We start from the raw sequence: 22,526 nt of genomic DNA, 5'->3' as shown, positions 1-22,526 counted from the left end.
CCCTTCTCCCTGCTCCCCTGCTCCTTCTTCTCCCTCATCTCCCTCATCCCCCACTCCCCACTCCCCACTGCCTACTCCCCATTCATTCCCTGAGGAATAATCATCTCACGAATTGCATATGCTGTGGCGGGTGCTAGTAAAACGCCGTTGCGATAGTGCCCGGTAGCTAGGAGGACGTTACTAAATCCTGGCAACTTACCAATGACTGGGGCTGGCCGTCCTTCAGGACGAGGGCGTAACCCCGACCAAGTGCCCAGAATAGTTGCTGTAGCTAATTCTGGGCAAAATGCGATCGCTTGTTCCCTCAAAGATTCCAGCAATTGTTGATTCGGCGGTATCTCATAGCCGTTGGTGGGAAATTCCACTGTTGCACCCAGCCAATAATCTCCACCGCCCACAGGAACAATATGGACATCATTACCCGTAATCGCTGGCTGGAAGTCGGCATTGCCTAATGGATGCCCTACACCTACTTTTAGTGCCTGTCCTAAGACGGGGCGGATATCAATCGGCTGGTTTAATTTTGCCGTGAGTGGTGTGGAACCTAACCCGGCTGCGACTACAAACCAATCAGCGGTTATTTTTCCTTCTGTAGTCTCAAGGCAATGGCAACATTTGGGCGAAGATTCAGGTATTGAGGTTTGGCTATCCAAAACAGCCACACCAAATTTGAAAGTCACACCATTATGCTGGGCAGCCTCAACTAAAGCCAATGTCAGGGCAGTTGGATCGAGTTGACGGTCTTGGGGAGAATAGAGAGCGCCAGTAATTTTTTCGCAATCTACCTGAGGACAGATTTTTTTCAGTTTAGCAGTATCCCAAATTTCTAACTGCCAGCCTTGGGAGTGGCGAGTTTCTACTAACTTTTCCCATGCTGAGATTTCCTCCACGGGATCGGACAACAGCATGAGAATTCCTTGGCGGTTAAAAGGGATTTTGCGATTTGTTAAAGCTTCTAATTCTGGAATCAAAGTTTCATAGCGTTGGATGCTAGTTTGTCGCATTTGCCAAGCCTTACCCTTGATTTTTTGACTGATGACGCCCATCAAAACACCAAGTGCAGCACCGGTGGAAGCTTGTGCTGGTGGTTGTTGGTCGAAAACTGTGATTTTCAGCCCTTTTACTTGACTGAGTTCATAAGCGATCGCAGCCCCAACTACACCACAGCCGATAATGACTACATGACTCATTGCTTGTTTGAGAGGGAATAGGGCATTGGGCATGAGGCATGGGGCATTGGGAGCGTGGGAGGTGCGGGAAGGATAGAAAGCTTTTTTCTTCTAATCTCCCCCTGCCTCCCCTGCTCCCCCTGCCTCCCCTGCCCTTCTATTGAGTGCTTGCCTCAGGAAGCAACTGGAGGAATTTGTCAATATCTGCGAAAGCCGCTTCCGAGTTACTCAAAGCAACTTGAGCGTTGCTAGAGCTAGCGCCTTGATTGACTTTAACCAAGTGGTTAAACAAATCTCGCGTTATTTGACGTGCTTTAGCTTGGTCGTTGGGCAGAAGGTTGGGAGTGACATAAGTCAGGTTTAGCCTCGCTGAGGTTACCGGGCCATGTATAAAGTTACTCACATTGATCCAATCTTGTTTTTGGATCAGGCTTTTCAACTCTTCTGAGCGATCGAGCACAGCCTGAATTTCAGGAACATATAGCTGAATTTTCTCAATTTGAGCTGTTGTGTACGTTGGAGGTGCCACTGCGACACCAGGACCACCACAACTAATGAGAAATGTGGCCAATAATACTAAAATCAATGAAAAAATCGAGCGTTGACGCGCCATACACCGAAGTTGTTTGTTTTTTGTTTGCCGATTAACAGTGTAATTTTAGATCGCTAGCGCACTTTCTCATCCTTGTCAGTCAAGGATTTTGCAGAAAATCTTGATATTTTTTCCAAAGGGCAGAGTTTCATCTGCTTTTGGAAGATTTTTTAAGTATAATTACTTAATAGGTGTCACCCAGTCCCAACAAGAAGCGATTTTAATGAAAAGGAGTCAGAATTCAGAATTCAGAATTCAGAATAATGAATCTTTTAGGGGAGAGGTTTTGGAGATTGCGTGAAAAGTCAGATCCATTTCTGGCAGACTTACCACTCTGAACGCCAGTTGCTCGACTTGGGGAAACCCCAAGACCGCACTGGCTCCTCCTGAATTCTGAATTCTGAATTCTTTTTAGCAACAATATTGTTAGGAAAACCTGATTTAAAGTTGCTAAATTACAAAGGTCTTGATAAGCTGAAACACCAATAGTGTAAGCCTTCTGGCGGTTTTTCTTTCTTCACATTTCCCCAGACGCCGACGCAATATAGGAGTATTTTTTAGTGAACGCATCTGAACAGGCAACGAACCTTGAACTCGCCAGCAACATTGCCACGGTAGTTAATTTGTTCAAATTCGAGTTCCCTGATGCCAAGTCTGATCTCAAACCCTGGAAAAATGACCCGGAAACTAGAGAGTTAGTCGATCCAGATTCTATAGATATTGGCTTTCACTTTCCTGGTATTAGCAAGTCTTGGAAAAGTCGCAGTGTCTTAATTCAAATCCGATTTTATCAAGATCCCATTAATAATTCCCGCCGAGCGATCGGTGTAGAGGTAGCTGGATTCGATCATCGTGGTGAGGCGTGGCGACTTTCTACGGTGGAAAACTGGAGTGTTGTCCCTAGCTATCTAGTTGGTATACAAAGCAGGTAAGCTGAGGAAAGCACCTAGCAGCAGTAAAAAATTAGTGATAGTAAAGTTGCCTCGCCATCGCCCAGAACGAAAATTCAGTAACATCAAACGAATAATTTTAGAATGTTCGCTCATCGAATGTGTGCATTGTGGTAAAGAGTTAGTTCTACGTAGACCAAGGCACATGCGTAAAACCATTCAAACAATGGATGGTGCAGTGTTTGTGGCAGGTAAAAGTAAAGAATGTACCAATCCCAATTGCACACATTTTGGTAAACATTACTACGCTACTGGGGTGCTAAAGTACAGTCTGCCTTACAGTACCTACGGGCTAGACGTGCTGGCATTTATTGGTTGGCAACATGAACATGAGCATCAACAGTTGGTAGAAATTCAACGCTCATTAAACCAGCGCGGTGTTGAAATTAACGAAAGCAATGTGGGCAAGTTATACGGTCAATTTTTGGCACTGTTGGGTGGAACGATTGCACATACGGCTGAGAAGTTAGCTGCGACAGCGATTGAACATGGTGGTTTGATTTGGGCAATTGATGCCTTACAGCCAGAGGGTCATGGGACTTTGTTGTATGTGTTATACGAGGTATTAAGTGGCACACCAGTTAGTGCAATTCAATTGCCACAGGCACAAGCACAACGGTTAATTGAGTGGCTGCAACCATATAAGGAGTTGCCGTACACAGTGCTGGCAACATTATCAGATGGGGAATCAGCAATCATCGCGGCAATAAATTCAACTTGGACAGATGTACCACATCAACGTTGTCAGGCACACTTCCTAAGTAATTTGAGTGAATCTGTGCTGCCATTAGATACAAAGCTCCGACAGCAATTAAAGGCAGATTTAGACGGGCTGCCAAAAGTTCCTGATTACTCTGAAAGACCCCAAAAACCAAGCTCCGAACAGCAGCTAGATAGTACCCCCCTTTTTCAGTCATCCCCTATTTGTCACGAGACGCAGAATTAATGGCAGTGGAAGCTCAAATTCGTGCGGCGATTCGGGATTGTGTCAATCGCACAAGTCGCAAACCGTTTAGTTGGGGTGGTTTAATGGGCTACCAGCAACTATTAGCTATTGGAGAAGTACTACGTAGTTTACCATACCGGGAAATTGATACAGATTATTTATCTCTGTTATCAGTATGGGTGGACCTTGCCTTAAGTAATAATCGTTCAGTCGCGTCTGACTTGTCAGAGGCGCACCAATGGTTGCGACGAATTGCTAATTGTTTGCGCTATCCTAATAATTCTGACCGTACCTCAGATGATGTAATCGATATTACAGAGACTGCCCAAATCCCTTTAACAAGCTTTCAAGTTCGGCGTGAGATGGAAGAGTTATTACAGATGTTTCAACCTGACCATCAACAAAATCCGGCACAGTTTGCTCTCAAAAAAAAGTTACAACGTTTATGGGATAAATACAGTACTGACTTATTACACTGCTATGATATCCCTGGTTTGCCACCAGATAACCTGAAAATCGAGTCTTTATTTAGTCATTTGCGTCGCCATCAGCGACGTATTAGTGGACGCAAATCAACTGTTGAATTACGTGATTTGGGCCAATATCAAGTTCTATTTGTAGCTCAAAACGAAAAACAGTTACTTCAACAAATTCGGGAAGTACCTATAGCTGAGTATAAAACTCAACGTCGTAGATTAGCGATCGCACAAGCTCCTCGCCAACAAAAACGTCGCCTTCATCGTAATCCAGTTAGCACAATACAATCTTTGGTCAATCAACATCAGGGACTTCTCACTGTGCTTGAGTTTCAAGCTCTTAAATACTAATTAGACAGCCAGGGAGTGTTGTCGGCGCATCTTCGCCTTCTGATGAAATCGGAGATAAGCTCAAACAGATTTGCCGACAGATTTTAGAAGTTTTTAATAAGCCAAGTGATAATTACTAATTCGTATGGACAAAGAACTCTCGGAACTATCTGAGAGGATGCTTAGTGCAGTGGCAACTGTTTACGGCAGAAACAGCATGGAGTATTTAAAGGCAGGTGGTTCTAGTCGAAAGCGGAGTACGAATAAAAAATCTATTTCACAAGTTCCTTCAGTTGTGGCGGTTCCTACCACTCAACCCGCCCAAACTGCAACTAACGGTAAAGGCAGCTTGAGCAATATCTAAGTAAGTTGGCGATAAAATTTACACTTCTACTTCTCTAGACTTGAAGTCAAATATACACAGGGATGTCTAACGACAAGCCCTACCCTTTGGGAACGCCAAGGGCGAAGGGGTTCGGGGGTGACGCTCCTAACGACGGGAACCGCCTTCTCTACAAGAGGCTTTTACCAACGCGGAGCGTCTCGTATACAAGACTGCGACCCCCTGACTGCTACGCGTCTACGGCTACAGTGTAATCATAGAATTAGCGATCGCCTACAGCCAATGCGATCGTACAACAAGCCAGCAATGAGCAAAAGCAGCTTGAAAGACTGGTTCTATCAGCTATGCTGGGAGTATTCTTAGTTATTACTAAGAAATGACAAATGAAAAATCACAAAGGTGAGGAGATTTAATGTGTCCACTCAGAAATTATCTGTAAGTTTAAAATTTGTCATCATTACATTGGCTGCTGGTGCTAGTAGTTTAGGTATCAGTCTGCTTTTAGGCACAACCAAACTTGACCATTTATTAGGAATTCAACAGCCAAAAAGTGAGATGAGGAAAGCAAGTCAAGATCAGGCAATGATTGCATCTGCACAAGCTGTTTTACTAGCAACAAACCAAATGAATCAAGTGCCAAAGAAATTTCAGGGAACAGTCATTTATCAAGCAAAACTCAAAGCAAATCAAAAAGTCATCGCCCTCACTTTTGATGATGGTCCCAGCCCGAAAAATACAGCACAAATATTAGATATTTTACAGAAAAATCATATCAAAGCTACGTTCTTTATGATTGGGCAAATGGTGAAATATTTTCCCCAGGTTGCCAAGCAAGTTGCAGCTGATGGGGAGGTAATTGGCAACCATACATGGCATCATTCGTATCGTCATATGGATGTAGCTACTGCGGCTAGTGAAATAAATAGTACAGCAGACATCATTTATAAGACTACAGGAGTGAAAACTACTCTCTTTCGTCCCCCTGGCGGCTTCTTGAATAATGGATTGGCCGACTACGCTAAAAGTCAGAAGTATGCTGTTATGATGTGGTCAGAAGAGTCCGGAGACGCTCAACGTCGTTCGCCTCAAGTGCCAGGGATGGTAAAAAATGTGCTAAAAAATGCCAAACCAGGGGCAATTGTACTAATGCACGATGGTGGCGGTAATCGTTCTCGGACTGTCCAAGCTTTACCGCAAATTATCGACGGTTTAAAGGCGCAGGGTTATAGATTTGTGACAATACCCGAACTACTGGAAATAGAAGCCCAAGAAAAAAATTTGGTAACAGCAGCATCACCGAATTTTAGATTTTAGATTTTAGATTTTGGATTGGAAATTCCTAATTTAAAAGAGAAGTTAGAATTCAGAATCGCTAACAGAATTCAGCAATGCTTGAAGTGGAGGATTTAGACCCACAACTGATTGAAAATCCTCTGGTGAATCTAAAATCCAAAATCCAAAATCCAAAATTGTATGAATATCCAAACAATCAGCTTAATCATTAGTGATAGCATACGGGCAGCTACACCTCTAATTTTGGCAGCATTAGGTGAATTAGTGACTGAAAAATCGGGGGTGTTAAACCTGGGTGTTGAGGGAATGATGCTGGTTGGGGCTGTGGCTGGTTTTATTGCTGCTTCAGTTACAGGTAATATTTACTTGGGATTACTAATAGCACTGATATCGGGAATAGCGATCGCTTTTATTCATGCCTTATTAACAATTACTATAGCTGCGAACCAAGTGGCCACAGGTTTAGCCCTGAGTATTTTTGGTTCGGGACTGAGTGCTTTTATTGGTACAGGTTATGTAGGTAAGACAATTACCGGGCTGCAACCGATTGACATCCCGATTTTAAAATCAATTCCGCTTTTAGGTAAAGTTTTATTTAATCAAGATATTTTGGTATATGTCTCAGTTGTCTTAGTGACACTGGTGTGGTGGTTTTTGCGGAGTACACGGGCGGGTTTAGTGTTGCGGAGTATTGGCGAGTCACCTGATGCTGCTGATGCTTTGGGTTTACCTGTTAGCAGAGTTCGTTATTTAGCGGTAATGTTTGGTGGGGCGATGGCTGGGTTAGCGGGGGGTTATCTTTCCCTTGCATATACGCCGCTATGGACGGAAAATATGACTGGTGGACGAGGATGGATTGCGATCGCATTAGTTGTGTTTGCCACATGGAAACCTGAAAGAATCCTGCTTGGTGCATACTTATTTGGTGGCGTTGGTGCCATACAATTAATTCTTCAAGGATTAGGAGTTAATATTTCTCCTTATATTTTGTCTTGTTTACCTTACTTGGCTACTATCTTGGTCTTAGTGTTCATCTCACGGGATAATACACGCATTAAACTGGAGACACCTGCATCATTAGGACAACCTTTTAGATCTAGTCATTAGACATTGGTCATTAGTCATATTATGTCCGCCTAATCACTTTATTCTTGATCAACCCCTGTGGTTAAAATTTTTAAAACAATAGACAAGCCTTAAAAATAGGGACTGGGGACTGGGGATTGGGGACTGGGAAAGAGATATTTTCATTCTTTCCTTGTGAGTGCAACTCATGAAGTCTCTTGCAAAAGTCCCCTAATATCATGTCCGGTTAAAGACTTATCATTAAGGCAGCAGAGGGGCAGAGGGGCAGGGGAGCAGAGGGGAAGGGTTTTTGGGTTTGTGCATAGATTCGGGAATCATAACTAATTAGCCGGACATGATATAACACCCCACCCCCAGCCCCTCCCCGCTCTTCGGGAGGGGAGACTTTGACGTAAGTCAAAGGCGGGGTGGGGTTCTTTTTTTTGATTTATGCAAGAAGTCTAATATTTACTCCACATTAAAAATCAACCTGACATCTGGTTAACACAAGTTAAAATCTTTATCATTGGATGAATCAAACTTTCTCTTCTTAATCTTCTCTTTGCGTACTTTGCGTACTTTGTGGTTCGTTAATCTTATAACTTTTTCCACGCCAGAGGCTGTAGACTCAACCAACTCTCCATCATACCCCAAAAAGTTTGGCAAAAACTCAACCTTCTCTTCCTCTGCGTTCTCTGCGCCTGGAGCGGTTCGTTATCAAAAATGCTTGACTTCTACCAACAACTAGCAAAAACCTTAAAAAAAAGTGCCGTAGTTTTAGCCACCGTCACCAACACCAAAGGTTCCACACCCAGAGAAATCGGCGCGAAAATGTTCATTAGCGCCGATGGGAAAACAGTAGGAACAATTGGTGGTGGTGCCGGGGAAGCAAAAGTTTATCAGCAAGCTTTGCAATTACTAAAAACAGGTAAAAAACAAATTGTAGAAATTGATTTATCTGGCGTACCTCAACGACAAACTCAAGGCGTTTGTGGTGGTACAATGCAAGTATTATTAGAGTTATGGTCAGGCTTTGAAAGCTTAAACTTAGTCAATCAAATTATAGATACTTTAACATCTGGGCACTCAGCAACAATTATCACGCCATTTCATACAGATGAAAAACCTTACTTACTCCAAGAAACAGAAGTAATTGCATCTTTACATAGCACAGCATTAATTGAACCTTTACTACCACCGCCAACACTGTTGATTATTGGTGCAGGACATATTGCAATTTCCCTAGTGCAGATAGCCAAAATAGCAGGTTTTCAGGTTATTGTACAAGACGATCGCCCCGATTTTGCCACCAAACAAAGATTTCCCGACGCATCCCTGGTGCTAGCAGAACCCATCACCTCAATTCAGGAAATTTTAGATAAAAATACTAGCTTATATGTTGCTTTAGTTACTAGAGGTTATCTGCAAGACTTAGCGGCTTTACGGCTATTGTCTAATTATCAACTGCCATATATTGGGATGATTGGCAGCAATAAACGAGTTAGCACTGTATATAAAATACTGCAAACAGAAGGTTGTAATCAGGGATTTTTACATCAGATATATGCACCAATTGGTTTAGATATTGGTGCTTTAACACCAGAGGAAATTGCAGTTAGTATCTGCGCTGAATTAATTAAAGTTCGCCGTGGTGGCACCGGGACTTCTTTATCCGAGAAAATATAAATTGTTAGCATTTTTAGTGTAATATATTAGTCTTAGCCGCATATCAAGAACTTACTTGATATGCGGTCTTTTTTTATAAGGGACTTCCAATTAAAAAAACATCCCACCGTAGGGGCGCACAGCTGTGCGCCCCTACAAATGTAAAAATAATTTGGGATAATTTATTTTTCGGAAGTCCCTAAGACTGTAAATCAAGTTATGATTTACACTAATTTGAACAATGATTGCAGCAAATGTAGTGCCAAAAGCGATTATCAGTCACTCTTTCAGAATCCAAAATCTCAAATCCAAAATGGTATTACCTGTATGAATCTTCCATTGCTCACACGTTCTGTGCAAAACTTTTCTGCTGTTGTCGGAACAACACTTTTGTTAGCATTTTCTTCTTTACCTGTTCAAGCAATCTCATTTGTAACAGTGCGGGACGATTTGAACGCTAATGACAAAATTGATTGGTCTAGTTTAGACTTTGGAATATCTGCGGAAATATTACCAGGTACGATTGCTAATTTTTTACCTTACTCTTTTGATTCTAAATCTGAAAATGGTTTAGGATATGGTATCGATATTCCAGTTATTAATAACCCCAGATTTACTACACCTTTTGTATTCCCAGTTTCACCTAATCTGCCAATTAACTTTTCTGATGGAGATGCCATTCTCTTTACTGGATTTATTCCCGGTGGTTTTCCCGCTCAAGGTAATCCTGGGCCAATAACTATTACCTTCGATACACCTGTACTGGGTGCAGGCACACAAATTGGAGTAGATGACACATTTAACTTTACAGCCTTTATTTCTGCTTTTGATGACAAAGATAACCTTTTAGGTAGCTTCTCAATTCCAGGAACTTCTTCGACAGTAATTGATAACTCGGCTGTTTTCATCGGTGTGAGTAATGAAATTGCTAATATCTCTAAATTAGTTATTAGCAGTTCTGAAAATAATCGGGCATTGGGTATCAATTTTCTGAGTATTAGCCGTACTTCTATCCCTGAAGCAGGTACTATTTTAGCTTTGAGTCTTTTTGGTATTGGGTTGTTATTTAATAAGCAAAAATTTGCAAATTGACACACTTTGCCATAGTCCTCGCAGCCGGTGCATCTACTCGCATGGGTACTTGTAAAACTTCACTTCCTTGGGGTGCAGGTAAAACATTATTAACTTATCAACTAGAACAGTGGTTAAGTTTAGGTTTTACTCCTGTGGTAGTGCTAGGTTTACACAATAGCCAGAAACAAAAAGATTGTCCTCCTGGGAGTTTAACTGTAATTAATCCTCAGAGTAATGCAGGGAAAACAACCTCTCTTCTGACAGGATTGCAACATGTTCCCCAAGACTTTGAAGTATTGGCAATTTCCGCAGTTGATCAACCCAGGAAATTAGAGATTTATCAAACATTACTTCTAACACACCAAGACAATTCAGCATTGATTACTGCACCCACATATCAAGGGAAAATGGGGCATCCATTGTTGTTTAATCATCAAATGCGATCGCACTTACAAAATATTCGGGAAGAAACTCTCGGTTTACGCCAAATTATCCAAGAATTTTATCCTGTAATTTGCAAAGTAGAGTTTAATCATCCCTCTGTATTATTAGACATTAACACACCAGAAATATATCAAATTCAATTACGTAATTTACAGTGACAACAGACCATAATATTAGGTTTAGATTTCCGCCTCTCAACTATAGGCAGAACTGAGTAGTATTTAAATCTATTAAAAGAGCGAATTTTTTTAACAACTTATGATGAGAAAACCTCTACCTGGGGAGTGATTTGGCTGATGAGCCAAATGAAGTAAATATAGAATGCTAAAGCAAACGGACATTGTATTCTATGAAACTCAATTATTTTACAAAAGGGCTTTCCACTGTAGGACGTTGGATAGCTACAACATTGTTTTGTGTGTCAGCGATGGCTTTTATTTGGCATGGTGCATTTTTGGTGAACACCTCAGCAATGGCTAATCCTGCAACAAACTTAATTGCATCCGCAGATATCGACGATGCTAAAAGCAAAGCAAGTGAAGATGCTGGACGAACCAAGAATTTTATCCGAGATACAGCAGATAAGCTAAAGGATACAGCAAAAACCAATGCCAATAAAGTAGACGAAGCAACAGATAATGGTAGCTTTATTGGGCGCAAGGCACAAAGAGATGCGGCTCGAATCCAACAAAGAGCAGACCAAGATGCATCTCGTACACAGAAAGCAGTAGACGATACCAAAAATGTTGTTCAACGCACTGTTGATGGCATCAAAGATGCTTTAAGCAAATAGGGAATAGGGAGTAGGGAGTAGGGAGTAGTAAAAGTATTAATTGCTTCTTGCCTATTCCCTATTGTTTTGCACGCCTCTTCCCTCATCCCCCAACGTGGATACCAGGACGCCTTTCGGGATCTTTTTCAGCGCGACGCAGCACTTCACGGGTGAGGACAGCAATATCGCCTTCACCAAATAAAATAAAACGCAGTAAGTATTGTATGGGGTTTCCCTCGACCCAGCCGAAATAAGCATGGGGAATCTTACCTGTTTGATCGCGGATATATAATAGTAAAGCGGCGATCGCATTGGGTACTGCTGCACTCTCGGCACGTAGGATGCGGTAATCACCAACTTGCACCCCTTTTACTTTAATCACATCCGCAAATTCCGAAGCATCTGACACCATAATTTCTAAAAAGAGAATTGGATCGTCGGCTGGAATATGATTGTCTTCACGCACCTCTTTCTCTTTGAGAAAATACTCTAGGACATCGCCTGTATTCAAGCGATTAGCAATTATTCGTATTGCGCCCTGGCTTTCTTCGGCAAGGAATTCACGGGCATTATCATCAATTTCGATTCTCTCAGCTCGCAGTTCAGTTGAACGCCAAACGCGAGAAATTAAGGAAGTGAAAATGATCGCACCGATAAAACATCCAGCAATCCTAATCCCCTCTGGTCTTTCGATGATATTAACAACAGTGGTGTACACAAACAACACTGTAATAATTCCAAAGACGAAGGTGGCGTGCTTTTCTCTGTGACGGCGAGCTGATAAAGTTACAGCAAAAGCCGCTGAGGTAATCAACACCAGCACACCAGTTGCGTAAGCCCCGCCTTGAGCTTCCACATTTGCTCGGAAGATAATTGTGACAATAAAAGCGATCGCTGTATAGACTAAAACCAAAGGCCGGCTGACTCTTGCCCAATTGGGCGCCATGCCATAGCGTGGCAAGTAACGAGGCACAATATTTAGTAACCCTGCCATTGCCGATGCACCTGCAAACCACAAAATGGAAATAGTGCTTAAATCGTAAATTGTGCCAAAGGTATTACCTAAATAAAGATGTGCTAAATAAGCAAGGGCACGTCCGTTGGCTTTGCCTCCATGTGCAAATTCTGAGGCAGGAATCAGCAGAGTAGTTATAAAACTGGTGGTGAGTAAAAAGAAACTCATAATCCAAGCAGCAGTAGTCAGCAGCTTGCGTGTATTCTGAATCCTGGCTCTGGGATACTGGGGAGTGTCGCTGCTGCTACCTTTGACGAGGGGCATAACAGTGACGCCAGTTTCAAAGCCTGATAATCCGAGTGCTAACTTCGGGAATACCAAAAGAGATAAACCGATTAGTAGCAAAGGATTAGAATGGCGGGCAAATAAGGCAGTTTGCCAGTTAGCGATCGCTTCTGGGCGAGTTAGAATCTGATATGCACCAACGCTAACCACAATAAAGTTTAACAGCAGATAAACTCCCACCAAAAACACTGCAATGCCGATGGCTTCTTTGAAACCTCTAAGGAAAACTGCGCCTAGTAATGCAATTAATATTAGGGTAATGGCGATCGTTTGATCGTGAAGCCAATTTGCAGCCAAGGGATTTTCGATAATATGGGCTGTAGCATCGGCAGCCGACAGAGTAATTGTGATAATAAAGTCAGTTGCCACAAAGCCAAGTAGACACAGCACAAGTAATTTCCCTTGCCACCAGGAGAGCAAACGCTCTAACATAGCGATCGACCCTTCCCCATGAGAGCTTTCGGCAGCAATGCGCCGATAGATAGGCAATGCGCCAAACAGCGTCAGCAAAACTAAAATCAGCGTCGCCACAGGAGAAAGAGCGCCGGCAGCCAGTGCTGCAATTCCAGGTTGATAGCCCAGAGTCGAGAAATAATCTACACCAGTCAAGCACATTACCTGCCACCAAGGATGCTGGCGATGTGATTCTTCCTTAGGGTAAGGCCCTTGGCGCTTTCGTCTATCTTCTTCCAGCAACCAGCGCATGAACCGTTTGCTGAGTCGTTTTGTTGAAACAATTGATTTAGCCATCAAATACGCTTGTGTTGCAAAAGTCAAAGTGACTGATAGAATCTTTGCTTTTCTGTCTGCGCTCTTTGTTTTACAAGAGTGCTGAGTTAGGAGTAGAGACGCGATGAATCGCGTCTGTACAAAAGTTAGGAGTTTTATTCTCCTCTTTGTCTCCCAATTGCTGAAGAATTCTTTGTCAACAATTTTATCTACGTTGACAGGACTAGAGCTAACTGTTATTGTGCATTAAATTTGTCACTTTGCTCAATGAAAAACTCACGCACGTGGCTGTTGTTTTTTAAATTCAAAGACTTACGCACTGTAGAAATTAATCATGGTATGGTTTTACCATGCAGAGGTCGCTTCAGGCTTCGCTGAAGTTTTTTCCTGCATAAGTAGGGACATGGGGAGATGAGGCAGGGAGCAGGGGGCAGGGGGAGAATAATAACTCCTCAGTCAACATTCAACAGTACCAAGTTATGTTTGACTTTTGCTCTTTAGAGAATCGTTTTTCACCTTTTTATCGTGCAATTTGCGAATTTTAACCAGGACTGGAATATACTGTTGAATCATCCAGGTTAATGCCTCAAGGCTTGACTTACCTTGGTCAATCCGGACTTTAGCTTGTAAACCAATCAAAAATAGTTGCATTGCCAGCAACAAAGCAATAGTTTTTCCGAGAATATCTTTAGTTTGCATTTGTTTGTACCCCAAAGAGTTGATAGATACAGGTTCTCTTTGGGGTCGTGTCCTGAAGCAAATACCGCAATGTCGCTGAAAATGCTTTAAAATCAGGATTTAATCGGTTTGGGGTGGTAGTTTCTATTTGGGGTAGCCCCAGACTTCTTGCTTAATTTTTGAAAGGCAATGCCACGACAAACTTACGGCCCTGAACCTAAAAAGCGAGTTAAGCGTCTATTGGAGGCGTTGCTTTGTTTCGCTGATGGGGAATTTGAGGACTGTGGCTTAAAAATTAAATACGACTGGAAAGACGAAGACAGCACTAACCCCAAGCTGACTATCCAGACAACGCTAGTCGCTTTAGAGTTGTTGACGCAAAAAAATAAAAGTGCTGGCAAGTTAACTAAAGCGCAAATCCGAGAAGCGCTGAATTTGCTCAAGGATTTCTTGAAGATTCTCGAAGATAACCGTCTGCAAACCAAGGGTGTTGATGACTGGCACTTTACACTCAAGCTATGGTCAAGAGATAGGGAAAAGAACTTAAAACGGTTTGATGAAGCTTGGGAAAATAGCAGACCAAAAAAATCCAAAGAATTGGCAGCCAATTTCACCCAAGATGAGGGTGTTGCTACAGTACCCCAAACTAAACTTGCTCTGTTCCAAGCGCCACCTTTACCTGGACACTTTGTAGAACGCCCAGAGTATAGCGATGATTTAAAAACTCGTCTTTTAAATGGTTCATCGGCTGACAGTCGCACTTTGGTAATTACTGCAATTCACGGTTTGGGTTCTGTGGGCAAATCTACTCTAGCTGCGGCTTTAGCCCATAATGCAGAAATACAAACTCGTTTTTGTGATGGCATTCTTTGGGCAACATTAGGTCAACAACCCGATGTGCTGGCTTTACTGAGTGGCTGGGTGCAAGCATTAGGAGACTATAGCTTTAAGCCTACGAGTGTAACAGCGACTTCCAACCATTTGCGGACTCTGCTTTATGACAAGGCTGTGTTACTAGTGGTGGATGATGCATGGAATACCGAAAATGCACAAGCATTTAATGTTGGTGGGTTGCGTTGTCAAGTTTTAGTAACTACTCGTGAAGGTCACATTGCAGATGCGTTAGCAGCCAGCACCTACAGCCTGGATATAATGAAACCAGACCAGGCAATGGAATTGCTGACGAAGAAATTAAGACGCGAGATTACAGGCACAGAACGTCACTCAGCAGAAAATTTAGCCAAACGTGTTGGTTATCTTCCCCTAGCATTGGAACTTGCAGCCGCCGAAGTTGCCTATGGTACAACTTGGGATGAACTGTTGGGAGATATTCAGCAAGAAGTAGCCAGATTAACAAGTTTTGACCGACCGGAAGCCGAAGAAATTACCGATGAGGCTAGTTTAAAACGCCTGAGTTTAACCGCATCTTTAAATTTGAGCGTCAAGAGAATGCCACCACAAAAGCAGAAGCATTTCTCTTGGTTAGGGGTGTTGCCGGAGGATGTCAACATTAATAAGATGATGGCAGCAACACTGTGGCAGATGGATAAGCGTGATGCTGCCAAGATGTTGCAATATTTACGGAATAAAGCATTGCTATTAACAGGAGTACCGCTTGCTGATGGTATGCCTACCTATCGCTTACATGACTTATTCCACGATTTAGCGTGTAATTTGTTAACTGCTCCCACTGTGCCAAAGCGCCAAGGAGATTTGGCTGGGTTGGGTTTAAACCTTGCTGATGTTCACGCTGCTTTGTTGAAGAAATATCGGCAGAAAACCCAGAATGGTTTATGGCATACTCTACCCGATGATGGTTACATTCATCAGCGTTTAGTTTGGCATTTGGAAAAAGCTGGACAGTTAGAAGAGATTCACAAGTTATTACGGGAAGAGTCGGCAACTGGAAGCAATGGCTGGTATGAAGTGCGGGAACAATTAGCACAAACTGGCGGTTACATCACAGATATTTCTCGTGCCTGGGAATTAGCAGAAGGGAATTGGACTGAATCAACCTTGCCACAAGTTGTGAGTTTGCAGTGTCGCTATGCTTTGATTACAGCATCTCTGAATAGTTTGGCAGCGAATGTACCAGTGGAATTGCTGGTGGCGCTGGTCAAAAACAATTTTTGGAATGCTGAACAAGGACTAGCTTATGCCCTGCAAAACCCAGAACCAAAACAGAAAGTGAAAGCCCTTGCAGAGTTAGTCAACTATTTGCCGTCAAATTTAAAAGAACTGATACTGTCAGAAGCACTCTCTGCTGCACGTTTGATTCAAGATGAGGAAGATTTTGCCGATGCCTTGAGAACCTTAGCAGAACAACTGCCAGAGGTTTTTCCAGAAGCACTCGCCGCCGCGCACTTGATTGAGAATGAGTATTCTCTCGCTAAAGCCTTGAGTGCCTTAGCAGAGAAACTGCCACCTGAATTGTTGCTAGAAGCAGTATCTGCCGCACGCTCAATTCAGAATGAGGAATATCGCGCCTCTGCCCTCATTACCTTAGCAGAGAAACTGCCAGAGGTTTTCCCAGAAGCACTCGCGGCCGCACGCTCAATTAAGGATGAGTATTCTCGCGCCAATGCCTTGAGAGCCTTAGCAGAACAACTGCCACCTGAATTGTTGCCAGAAGCACTATCTGCCGCACACTCGATTCAGAATGAGTATTCTTTCGCCTCTATCCTCAGTACCTTAGCAGAGAAACTGCCACCTGAATTGCTGCCAGAAGCAGTATCTGCCGCACGCTCGATTAAGGATGAGTATTCTCGCGCCAATGCCTTGAGTGCGTTAGCAGAACAACTGCCAGAGGTTTTCCCAGAAGCACTCGCGGCTGCACGCTTGGTTCAGAATGAGTATTCTCTCGCCTCTATCGTCAGTACCTTAGCAGAGAAACTGCCACCTGAGTTGTTGCCAGAAGCACTTGTGACCGCACGCTCAATTCAGAATGAGGAATATCGCGCCTCTGCCCTCAGTACCTTAGCAGAGAAACTGCCAGAGGTTTTCCCAGAAGTACTCGCTGCCACACGCTCGATTCAGATTGAGTATTTTCTCACCAAAGCCTTGAGTACCTTAGCAGAGAAACTGCCACTTGAATTGTTGCCAGAAGCACTCGCCGCCGCACGCTTGATTCAGGATGAGTATTATCTCGCCTCCGTCCTCAGTAGCTTTGTAGAGAAACTGCCAGAGGTTTTGCCAGAAGCACTCGCCGCCGCACGCTTGATTCAGAATGAGTATTCTCGTGCTGATGTCTTGAGAGCTCTAGCAGAAAAACTGCCAGAGGTTCTGCCAGAAGCACTCGCTGCCGCACGCTTGATTCAGGATGAGTATTCTCGCGCCTCTGTCCTCAGCACTTTAGCAGAGAAACTGCCACCTGAGTTGTTGCCAGAAGTACTCGCTGCTGCGCGCTCGATCAAAAATGAGTATTTTCGTACCTTAGTTCTAAGTACTTTAACTGATAAACTGCCAGAGGTTTTGCGAGAAGCACTCTCTGCTGCACGTTTGATTCACGATGAGGAAGATTATCCCGATGTTTTGAGAGCCTTGGCAGAGAAAATACCACCTGAGTTGTTGCCAGAAGCACTATCTGCTGCACACCTGATTCAAGATGAGTATTCTCGCGCCTCTGTCCTCAGTACTTTAGCGAAGAAACTGCCACCTGAGTTGTTGCCCGAAGTACTCTCTACGGCACGCTTGATTGAGAATGAGTATTCTCGCAGTTCTGCCTTGAGTGCCTTAGCAGAGAAACTGCCAGAGGTTTTGCCAGAAGCACTCACCGCCGCACGCTTGATTCAGTCAGAGTCAAATCGCGCCTCTGCCCTCAGTACTTTAGCAGAGAAACTACCAGAGGTTCTGCCAGAAGCACTCGCCACCGCACGCTCGATTCAGGATGAGGATTCTCGCAGCTATGCCTTAAGAGCTTTAGTAGAGAAACTGCCAGAGGTTCTGCCAGAAGCACTTGCCGCCGCACGCTCGATTCCAGATGAGTATTCTCGTACCTATGCCTTGATTGCCTTAGTAGAAAAACTGCCAGAGGTTCTGCTAGAGGCACTTGCCGCCGCACGCTCGATTCCAGATGAGGAATATCGCGCCGATGCATTAAGTACATGTGCTTTAGATCTGTCACAAATACCATCTGTCAAACTTTTCCCTTCCTGGCAAGATACACTTCATCAGCTATCCCTTCGCAGTCGCCCTGATTTGCTGCAAGATATCAAGGCATTGTTTCCAGTTATCTTTGCATTAGGTGGTGAAGCCGCAACGTCAGAAATTGCCCGTGCGATTGTGGATGTGGGGCGATGGTGGAAATAATTCGTAATTCGTAATTCGTAATTCGTAATATCTCGACTGCGCTCAATACAAGTTCGTAATTCGTAATTTAAGAGAGTTAGATTTAACAGCTACTCAACCCAGTTCTCTAAGAAAAGCCCAGGAATGCGAGAGAATTCTCGCAAATTATTGGTGACGAGAGTAACTCCTAAACTTATAGCATGAGCAGCGATGAGCATATCCATTGCACCAATGATAAGTCCTCTATTTTCAAGATCGCTTCTAATGCTGCCATAAATTGTTGCAGATGCTTGATTAAATTCAACAATTTCTAGAGGTAGCAAAAATTGTAGCAAGGCGGTGCGGTTTTTCTCCTGCTGTTGGCTTTTGGCAATTCCATTTTACGCCGCGTTGTACTAGACTGTCGATGCTTCTCTAGAAAATGCGATCGCAAACTCGCCAACAAACAACAAAAGCCGCTATTGTTAAGTCAATAGTGGCTTTTGTTCGCCCAATAGCGGCTTTTCTTCACCCAATAGCGGCTTTCCTTCGCCCAATAGCGGCTTTCCTTCACCCAATAGCGGCTTTCCTTCACCCAATAGCGGCTTTCCTTCATCCAATAGCGGCTTTCCTTCACCCAATAGCGGCTTTCCTTCACCCAATAGCGGCTTTCCTTCACCCAATAGCGGCTTTCCTTCATCCAATAGCGGCTTTCCTTCACCCAATAGCGGCTTTCCTAATGTTTCCTATCTCTTGTTTTTGCGCCTTGCCTTCTTAGAGGATGTTTTAAAAGTGGTTGGCTGTGATTTTAATCGAATTTTTACCCCCCTTAATCCCCCCTTATAAAGCAGGGCTGTTTCATTCCCCAAAGAGCTTTAAAAATCAAGGGTTCTAGCGATTAAAAATTAGTTATTTTGTTACTGGCGTGCCGATGAAACCAACTATTTTACTGATATTTCAGTGCTTAAATGTTCATCTCTTCGTCACGCTTACTTACAATTTTCTTGCTAACGATCTTGACAAATCTTGTTTGAAATGGAATGAAACAGCCCTGCCCTTATAAAGGGGGGAAACAAGAAAATCTAATTCCCTCCCCTTTCTAAGGGGAGGGTTAGGGTGGGGTAATTCCAGGACTGGTAGGGATTCGATAACTTGTGTGTACACCGTAGCCTTTCTAAGGAGAGGGTTAGGGTGGGGTAAACAAATATTTTGATACACTACTACAGACTTTTCAAACATCCTCTTAAGATCAGTAATTAAATACCGAAATATTACTGATCTTAGCTGAAAATTGTACGAGCAAAAATTGCGATTTCTGCTGAACCAGATTTCGATTTAATTAAGGCAAGCTAGCTTTAGAAGTATTTGCAAAGGGTAAATTTATGGCTCTCAAAAAACGTAAATCCAGCGTTTTAGAAAAAGTTGAGTCAAGAGCAGCCGGTATGAAATTGATCGATCCAAGTCTCAAACTGGATGATGATTATAGTCTGGCAAAACTGCTGGAGTCAATGGAACTGTTACGTAATAAACTTGATGTCCATAATAACGCTCTGGCTTTAGCTGATTCTTCTTTAACTGAAGTTGAAGAGATGGAAAAAGATTTGACTACACTTTCTCAAAAGATGCTAATGCTAATTGCTATTAAGTACGGCAAAGATAGCCCTCAATATGAAACAGCAGGTGGTGTTCGAGATAGCGATCGCCTCCGGAAAATGCGATCAAGCCGCTTGAAAAATGTTGCAGAACAAGCATCAAATAAAAAAGAAAAAACTGTATAAGAAAGCTTCAACAAACGGCAGGGGGCATACTTCGATACAACTCAATCTTAGCCCTATGCTCTAATAGCGATCGCCCCCAGCGAATTATATCATGTCCGGCTAATGACTTGTGATTACTGCATCTGTGCAAAAATTGGAAAAACCTCTTTCCCCCTGCTTCCTGCCCCCTGCGCTCCAAATAACTAAGTCTTTTACCGGACATGATATTACAAATTCTCCCTCACCTTAGGAATTGTTAACACCTTTGCTCGCAACCATAACTAAGGTGCTACAATCAACAACCATGCTAGGGGTGCCTACATAATCAGGCTGAGATCACACCCTTAACACCTGAGTCTGGGTAATACCAGCGGAGGGAAGCTGTTTATCGAGGATTTGAATATGCGGACAGAATGGGTTGCTAAGCGGCGTGGGCAGAGTAATGTATCTCAAATGCATTACGCACGCCAAGGTGTTATCACCGAAGAAATGCACTACGTCGCCCAGCGGGAAAATCTCCCTGCTGATCTCATTCGTGAGGAAGTAGCGCGGGGACGAATGATTATCCCGGCTAACATTAATCACACTAACCTAGAGCCGATGTGCATCGGCATCGCCTCAAAATGTAAGGTGAATGCTAATATCGGCGCTTCACCCAATTCTTCCAATCTTCAAGAAGAAGTGGATAAGCTGAATCTGGCGGTGAAGTACGGTGCTGATACTGTGATGGACTTGTCTACAGGTGGCGGGAATTTGGATGAAATTCGTACCGCCATTATCAAGGCTTCGCCAGTTCCCATTGGTACGGTGCCAGTTTATCAAGCTTTAGAAAGCGTCCACGGCACAATTGAAAAGCTGACTGCTGATGACTTTCTCCATGTCATCGAAAAACACGCCCAGCAAGGGGTAGACTATCAAACCATCCACGCCGGGATTTTGATTGAGCATTTGCCTTTGGTAAGAGACAGGATCACTGGTATTGTTTCTCGCGGCGGCGGGATTCTGGCACGGTGGATGCTACATCATCACAAACAAAACCCGCTTTACACCCACTTCCGAGACATTATTGAGATTTTCAAAAGATACGATGTCTCTTTCAGTTTAGGAGATTCCCTACGTCCTGGCTGCACCCATGATGCCTCAGATGCAGCACAATTAGCTGAATTGAAAACCTTAGGACAGCTAACTCGCAAAGCTTGGGAAGATGATGTCCAGGTGATGGTGGAAGGCCCTGGACACGTGCCAATGGATCAAATTGAATTCAACGTCCGCAAGCAAATGGAAGAGTGTTCTGAAGCACCTTTCTACGTGTTGGGACCATTGGTAACAGACATTGCTCCTGGCTATGACCATATTACCTCAGCGATCGGCGCAGCGATGGCAGGATGGTACGGTACTGCAATGTTGTGCTATGTAACACCAAAAGAACATTTGGGATTACCAAATGCCGAAGACGTGCGGAATGGTTTGATTGCCTACAAGATAGCAGCTCACGCGGCGGATATTGCTAGACATCGCCCTGGTGCAAGGGACAGAGATGATGAACTTTCCAAAGCCCGTTATAATTTCGATTGGAACCGTCAGTTTGAATTATCACTTGACCCGGAAAGAGCTAAGGAATATCACGATGAAACTCTGCCAGCAGACATCTATAAAACTGCTGAGTTTTGTTCCATGTGCGGTCCTAAATTCTGCCCAATGCAAACTAAAGTTGATGCTGATGCGCTGACAGAATTAGAGAAGTTTTTGGCGAAAGAGGCTGTTACCCAAAGTTAATTGACGCGGGGATGCAAACAATGTAGAGACGTAGCAGTGCTACGTCTCTACCAAAAAAGGATGTGAGGAGCGATCGTGGGACAGACACAGGAGCTAGGACAGATTATCATCCTCAATGGGACTCCGCGATCGGGGAAATCGAGCATTGTGGCAGTGATCCAGGAGACGTTTGATGGCCTATGGATGAACTTGGGTGTCGATAAGTTTATGCAAATGACTCCCCCACGATACCTGCCTGGAATCGGTCTGCGGCCAGGGGGAGAACGCCAGGATATCGAACCCCTCGTTCCCATTCTGTACAGCGCCATGTATGAATCTATCGCCGCCCACAGCCGCTTAGGACTAAATGTTGTGGTTGATGTCGGACACCATGACGCATACGCAATAAAGCGGGACATTCTCACCGATAGCGCCCGGCGTTTAAACGGATTGCCGGTCTTGTTCGTAGGCGTTCGCTGCCCCATCGAGATAATTATGGAAAGACGACAAAACACGGGGTGGAACGCGGTAAGTGCAGCCGAATCCCCGGTATCACCTGCGGTTGAGTTATGGCAACGTGAAGTCCACATCCCTGGCATCTATGATCTTGAAGTCGATACCTCGTTGTTAAGTCCGGGTGCGTGTGCCGAGGTGATACGCCAGCACCTCATAAATGGTCCAGCACCATCGGCATTCCAACGACTCGCTACACTGTCTGGCAACTAAATAATCTTGAAGACGCGATAAATCGCGTCTCTACATGAGGGTTTTGGGCTTAAAATTATCTTTACAGCAGTTTTCATGTATTTGAACCACAATCCTCAGTAGGGGCGCACAGCTGTGCATTGGTGTCAACTTAAGCTCAAACCCTAGTCCCACATAGGTTTTACCCCCCTTAATCCCCCCTTATAAAGGGGGGAAA

General features: G+C 43.7%; 22 protein-coding genes and 1 riboswitch. Of the genes, 15 read left to right on the top strand and 7 right to left on the bottom strand.

The genetic code is table 11. The features are described from left to right. Positions 1-71 precede the first annotated feature (71 nt). The gene (locus IQ276_RS36070; protein WP_193926063.1) at positions 72-1,190 is read right to left on the bottom strand and encodes an NAD(P)/FAD-dependent oxidoreductase; all 1,119 of its coding nucleotides are present in this window, start codon (positions 1,188-1,190) and stop codon (positions 72-74) included. A gap of 136 nt (positions 1,191-1,326) precedes the next feature. Next, positions 1,327-1,782, bottom strand: coding sequence for a photosystem II protein PsbQ (psbQ, locus tag IQ276_RS36065; protein WP_190881592.1), 456 nt, complete (start codon positions 1,780-1,782; stop codon positions 1,327-1,329). Positions 1,783-2,321: 539 nt separating this feature from the next. Between psbQ and IQ276_RS36060 the strand changes: the two genes are divergently transcribed. After that, positions 2,322-2,693, top strand: a complete 372-nt coding sequence (locus IQ276_RS36060) for a Tery_1686 family protein (RefSeq protein WP_193925946.1) — start codon at positions 2,322-2,324, stop codon at positions 2,691-2,693. Here IQ276_RS36060 and IQ276_RS36055 read toward each other — a convergent pair. Beyond that, complete coding sequence (locus IQ276_RS36055) at positions 2,670-2,807, bottom strand: hypothetical protein (protein WP_190884765.1); 138 nt, start codon at positions 2,805-2,807, stop codon at positions 2,670-2,672. The genes IQ276_RS36060 and IQ276_RS36055 overlap by 24 nt on opposite strands. Before the next feature lie 49 nt (positions 2,808-2,856). Here IQ276_RS36055 and IQ276_RS36050 point away from each other — a divergent pair, with 49 nt between their 5' ends. The 10 genes from IQ276_RS36050 (at position 2,857) to IQ276_RS36005 (ending at position 11,140) form a co-directional block, all read left to right on the top strand. After that, positions 2,857-3,657, top strand: a complete 801-nt coding sequence (locus IQ276_RS36050; RefSeq protein ID WP_193925714.1) for a hypothetical protein — start codon at positions 2,857-2,859, stop codon at positions 3,655-3,657. After that, positions 3,657-4,484: a hypothetical protein gene (locus tag IQ276_RS36045; protein ID WP_193925712.1), complete on the top strand. Its 828-nt coding sequence runs from the start codon at positions 3,657-3,659 to the stop codon at positions 4,482-4,484. The genes IQ276_RS36050 and IQ276_RS36045 overlap by 1 nt, the downstream gene beginning before the upstream one ends. A gap of 124 nt (positions 4,485-4,608) precedes the next feature. Continuing rightward, positions 4,609-4,827, top strand: coding sequence for a hypothetical protein (locus IQ276_RS36040; RefSeq protein ID WP_228043523.1), 219 nt, complete (start codon positions 4,609-4,611; stop codon positions 4,825-4,827). Between the two features lie 117 nt (positions 4,828-4,944). Beyond that, on the top strand, positions 4,945-5,169 hold the full coding sequence (locus IQ276_RS36035; protein WP_193924759.1) for a hypothetical protein: 225 nt from the start codon (positions 4,945-4,947) through the stop codon (positions 5,167-5,169). A gap of 51 nt (positions 5,170-5,220) precedes the next feature. Further along, on the top strand, positions 5,221-6,120 hold the full coding sequence (locus IQ276_RS36030) for a polysaccharide deacetylase family protein (protein WP_235116296.1): 900 nt from the start codon (positions 5,221-5,223) through the stop codon (positions 6,118-6,120). Positions 6,121-6,279: 159 nt separating this feature from the next. Continuing rightward, the gene (locus IQ276_RS36025; protein ID WP_193924760.1) at positions 6,280-7,206 is read left to right on the top strand and encodes an ABC transporter permease; all 927 of its coding nucleotides are present in this window, start codon (positions 6,280-6,282) and stop codon (positions 7,204-7,206) included. A 681-nt stretch (positions 7,207-7,887) separates the two neighbouring features. Further along, positions 7,888-8,850, top strand: coding sequence for an XdhC family protein (locus IQ276_RS36020; RefSeq protein WP_193918321.1), 963 nt, complete (start codon positions 7,888-7,890; stop codon positions 8,848-8,850). A gap of 306 nt (positions 8,851-9,156) precedes the next feature. Then, entirely contained in the window at positions 9,157-9,921 is a 765-nt protein-coding gene (locus IQ276_RS36015) for a hypothetical protein (protein ID WP_193918319.1), read from the top strand. After that, positions 9,918-10,505 (top strand): nucleotidyltransferase family protein, encoded by a 588-nt coding sequence (locus IQ276_RS36010; protein ID WP_228043158.1) that lies wholly within the window; start codon positions 9,918-9,920, stop codon positions 10,503-10,505. The genes IQ276_RS36015 and IQ276_RS36010 overlap by 4 nt, the downstream gene beginning before the upstream one ends. A 191-nt stretch (positions 10,506-10,696) precedes the next feature. Next, positions 10,697-11,140 carry a hypothetical protein gene (locus IQ276_RS36005; protein ID WP_190884041.1) on the top strand — a complete coding sequence of 148 codons (444 nt, stop codon included), beginning with the start codon at positions 10,697-10,699 and terminating at the stop codon, positions 11,138-11,140. A gap of 82 nt (positions 11,141-11,222) precedes the next feature. Here the strand turns inward: IQ276_RS36005 and IQ276_RS36000 are convergent, their stop codons facing one another. Then, positions 11,223-13,169 (bottom strand): APC family permease, encoded by a 1,947-nt coding sequence (locus IQ276_RS36000; protein WP_193918317.1) that lies wholly within the window; start codon positions 13,167-13,169, stop codon positions 11,223-11,225. A gap of 456 nt (positions 13,170-13,625) precedes the next feature. Next, positions 13,626-13,847, bottom strand: a complete 222-nt coding sequence (locus IQ276_RS35995) for a hypothetical protein (protein WP_193918314.1) — start codon at positions 13,845-13,847, stop codon at positions 13,626-13,628. A gap of 168 nt (positions 13,848-14,015) precedes the next feature. On the opposite strand from IQ276_RS35995, the gene IQ276_RS35990 reads away from it, so the two are divergent. Next, positions 14,016-18,134, top strand: a complete 4,119-nt coding sequence (locus IQ276_RS35990; RefSeq protein WP_235116295.1) for an NB-ARC domain-containing protein — start codon at positions 14,016-14,018, stop codon at positions 18,132-18,134. 89 nt (positions 18,135-18,223) lie between these two features. Here the strand turns inward: IQ276_RS35990 and IQ276_RS35985 are convergent, their stop codons facing one another. Both IQ276_RS35985 and IQ276_RS35980 read right to left on the bottom strand, forming a co-directional pair. Beyond that, entirely contained in the window at positions 18,224-18,487 is a 264-nt protein-coding gene (locus IQ276_RS35985) for a type II toxin-antitoxin system VapC family toxin (protein ID WP_193918324.1), read from the bottom strand. Positions 18,488-18,582: 95 nt separating this feature from the next. Continuing rightward, a complete protein-coding gene (locus IQ276_RS35980) occupies positions 18,583-18,813 on the bottom strand; it encodes a hypothetical protein (RefSeq protein WP_235116294.1) in 231 nt (76 codons plus the stop codon). Between the two features lie 661 nt (positions 18,814-19,474). Here IQ276_RS35980 and IQ276_RS35975 point away from each other — a divergent pair. The 3 genes from IQ276_RS35975 (at position 19,475) to IQ276_RS41160 (ending at position 22,330) form a co-directional block, all read left to right on the top strand. Next, a complete protein-coding gene (locus tag IQ276_RS35975) occupies positions 19,475-19,870 on the top strand; it encodes a hypothetical protein (protein WP_193924264.1) in 396 nt (131 codons plus the stop codon). Positions 19,871-20,148: 278 nt separating this feature from the next. Beyond that, a riboswitch (TPP riboswitch) is annotated at positions 20,149-20,245 on the top strand. A gap of 6 nt (positions 20,246-20,251) precedes the next feature. Beyond that, on the top strand, positions 20,252-21,625 hold the full coding sequence (gene thiC, locus IQ276_RS35970; protein WP_193924262.1) for a phosphomethylpyrimidine synthase: 1,374 nt from the start codon (positions 20,252-20,254) through the stop codon (positions 21,623-21,625). A 75-nt stretch (positions 21,626-21,700) separates the two neighbouring features. Beyond that, positions 21,701-22,330: a chloramphenicol phosphotransferase CPT family protein gene (locus IQ276_RS41160; RefSeq protein WP_193924260.1), complete on the top strand. Its 630-nt coding sequence runs from the start codon at positions 21,701-21,703 to the stop codon at positions 22,328-22,330. Positions 22,331-22,526: the final 196 nt, after the last annotated feature.

The organism is Desmonostoc muscorum LEGE 12446, from assembly GCF_015207005.2.
GTDB lineage: Bacteria > Cyanobacteriota > Cyanobacteriia > Cyanobacteriales > Nostocaceae > Nostoc > Nostoc muscorum.
The sequence above is the reverse complement of the archived record's forward strand: the minus strand, read 5'-3'. Positions and strand labels throughout refer to the sequence as shown.

Coding starts and splice junctions, on each gene's coding strand:
- IQ276_RS35990 (WP_235116295.1), top strand. CDS start 14,016: ATGCCACGACAAACTTACGGCCCTGAACCTAAAAAGCGAGTTAAGCGT.
- IQ276_RS36015 (WP_193918319.1), top strand. CDS start 9,157: ATGAATCTTCCATTGCTCACACGTTCTGTGCAAAACTTTTCTGCTGTT.
- IQ276_RS36045 (WP_193925712.1), top strand. CDS start 3,657: ATGGCAGTGGAAGCTCAAATTCGTGCGGCGATTCGGGATTGTGTCAAT.
- IQ276_RS36050 (WP_193925714.1), top strand. CDS start 2,857: ATGCGTAAAACCATTCAAACAATGGATGGTGCAGTGTTTGTGGCAGGT.
- IQ276_RS36070 (WP_193926063.1), bottom strand. CDS start 1,190: ATGAGTCATGTAGTCATTATCGGCTGTGGTGTAGTTGGGGCTGCGATC.
- IQ276_RS35995 (WP_193918314.1), bottom strand. CDS start 13,847: ATGCAAACTAAAGATATTCTCGGAAAAACTATTGCTTTGTTGCTGGCA.
- IQ276_RS36005 (WP_190884041.1), top strand. CDS start 10,697: ATGAAACTCAATTATTTTACAAAAGGGCTTTCCACTGTAGGACGTTGG.
- IQ276_RS35975 (WP_193924264.1), top strand. CDS start 19,475: ATGGCTCTCAAAAAACGTAAATCCAGCGTTTTAGAAAAAGTTGAGTCA.
- IQ276_RS36000 (WP_193918317.1), bottom strand. CDS start 13,169: ATGGCTAAATCAATTGTTTCAACAAAACGACTCAGCAAACGGTTCATG.
- IQ276_RS36020 (WP_193918321.1), top strand. CDS start 7,888: ATGCTTGACTTCTACCAACAACTAGCAAAAACCTTAAAAAAAAGTGCC.
- IQ276_RS36025 (WP_193924760.1), top strand. CDS start 6,280: ATGAATATCCAAACAATCAGCTTAATCATTAGTGATAGCATACGGGCA.
- IQ276_RS36040 (WP_228043523.1), top strand. CDS start 4,609: ATGGACAAAGAACTCTCGGAACTATCTGAGAGGATGCTTAGTGCAGTG.
- thiC (WP_193924262.1), top strand. CDS start 20,252: ATGCGGACAGAATGGGTTGCTAAGCGGCGTGGGCAGAGTAATGTATCT.
- psbQ (WP_190881592.1), bottom strand. CDS start 1,782: ATGGCGCGTCAACGCTCGATTTTTTCATTGATTTTAGTATTATTGGCC.
- IQ276_RS36055 (WP_190884765.1), bottom strand. CDS start 2,807: ATGAGCGAACATTCTAAAATTATTCGTTTGATGTTACTGAATTTTCGT.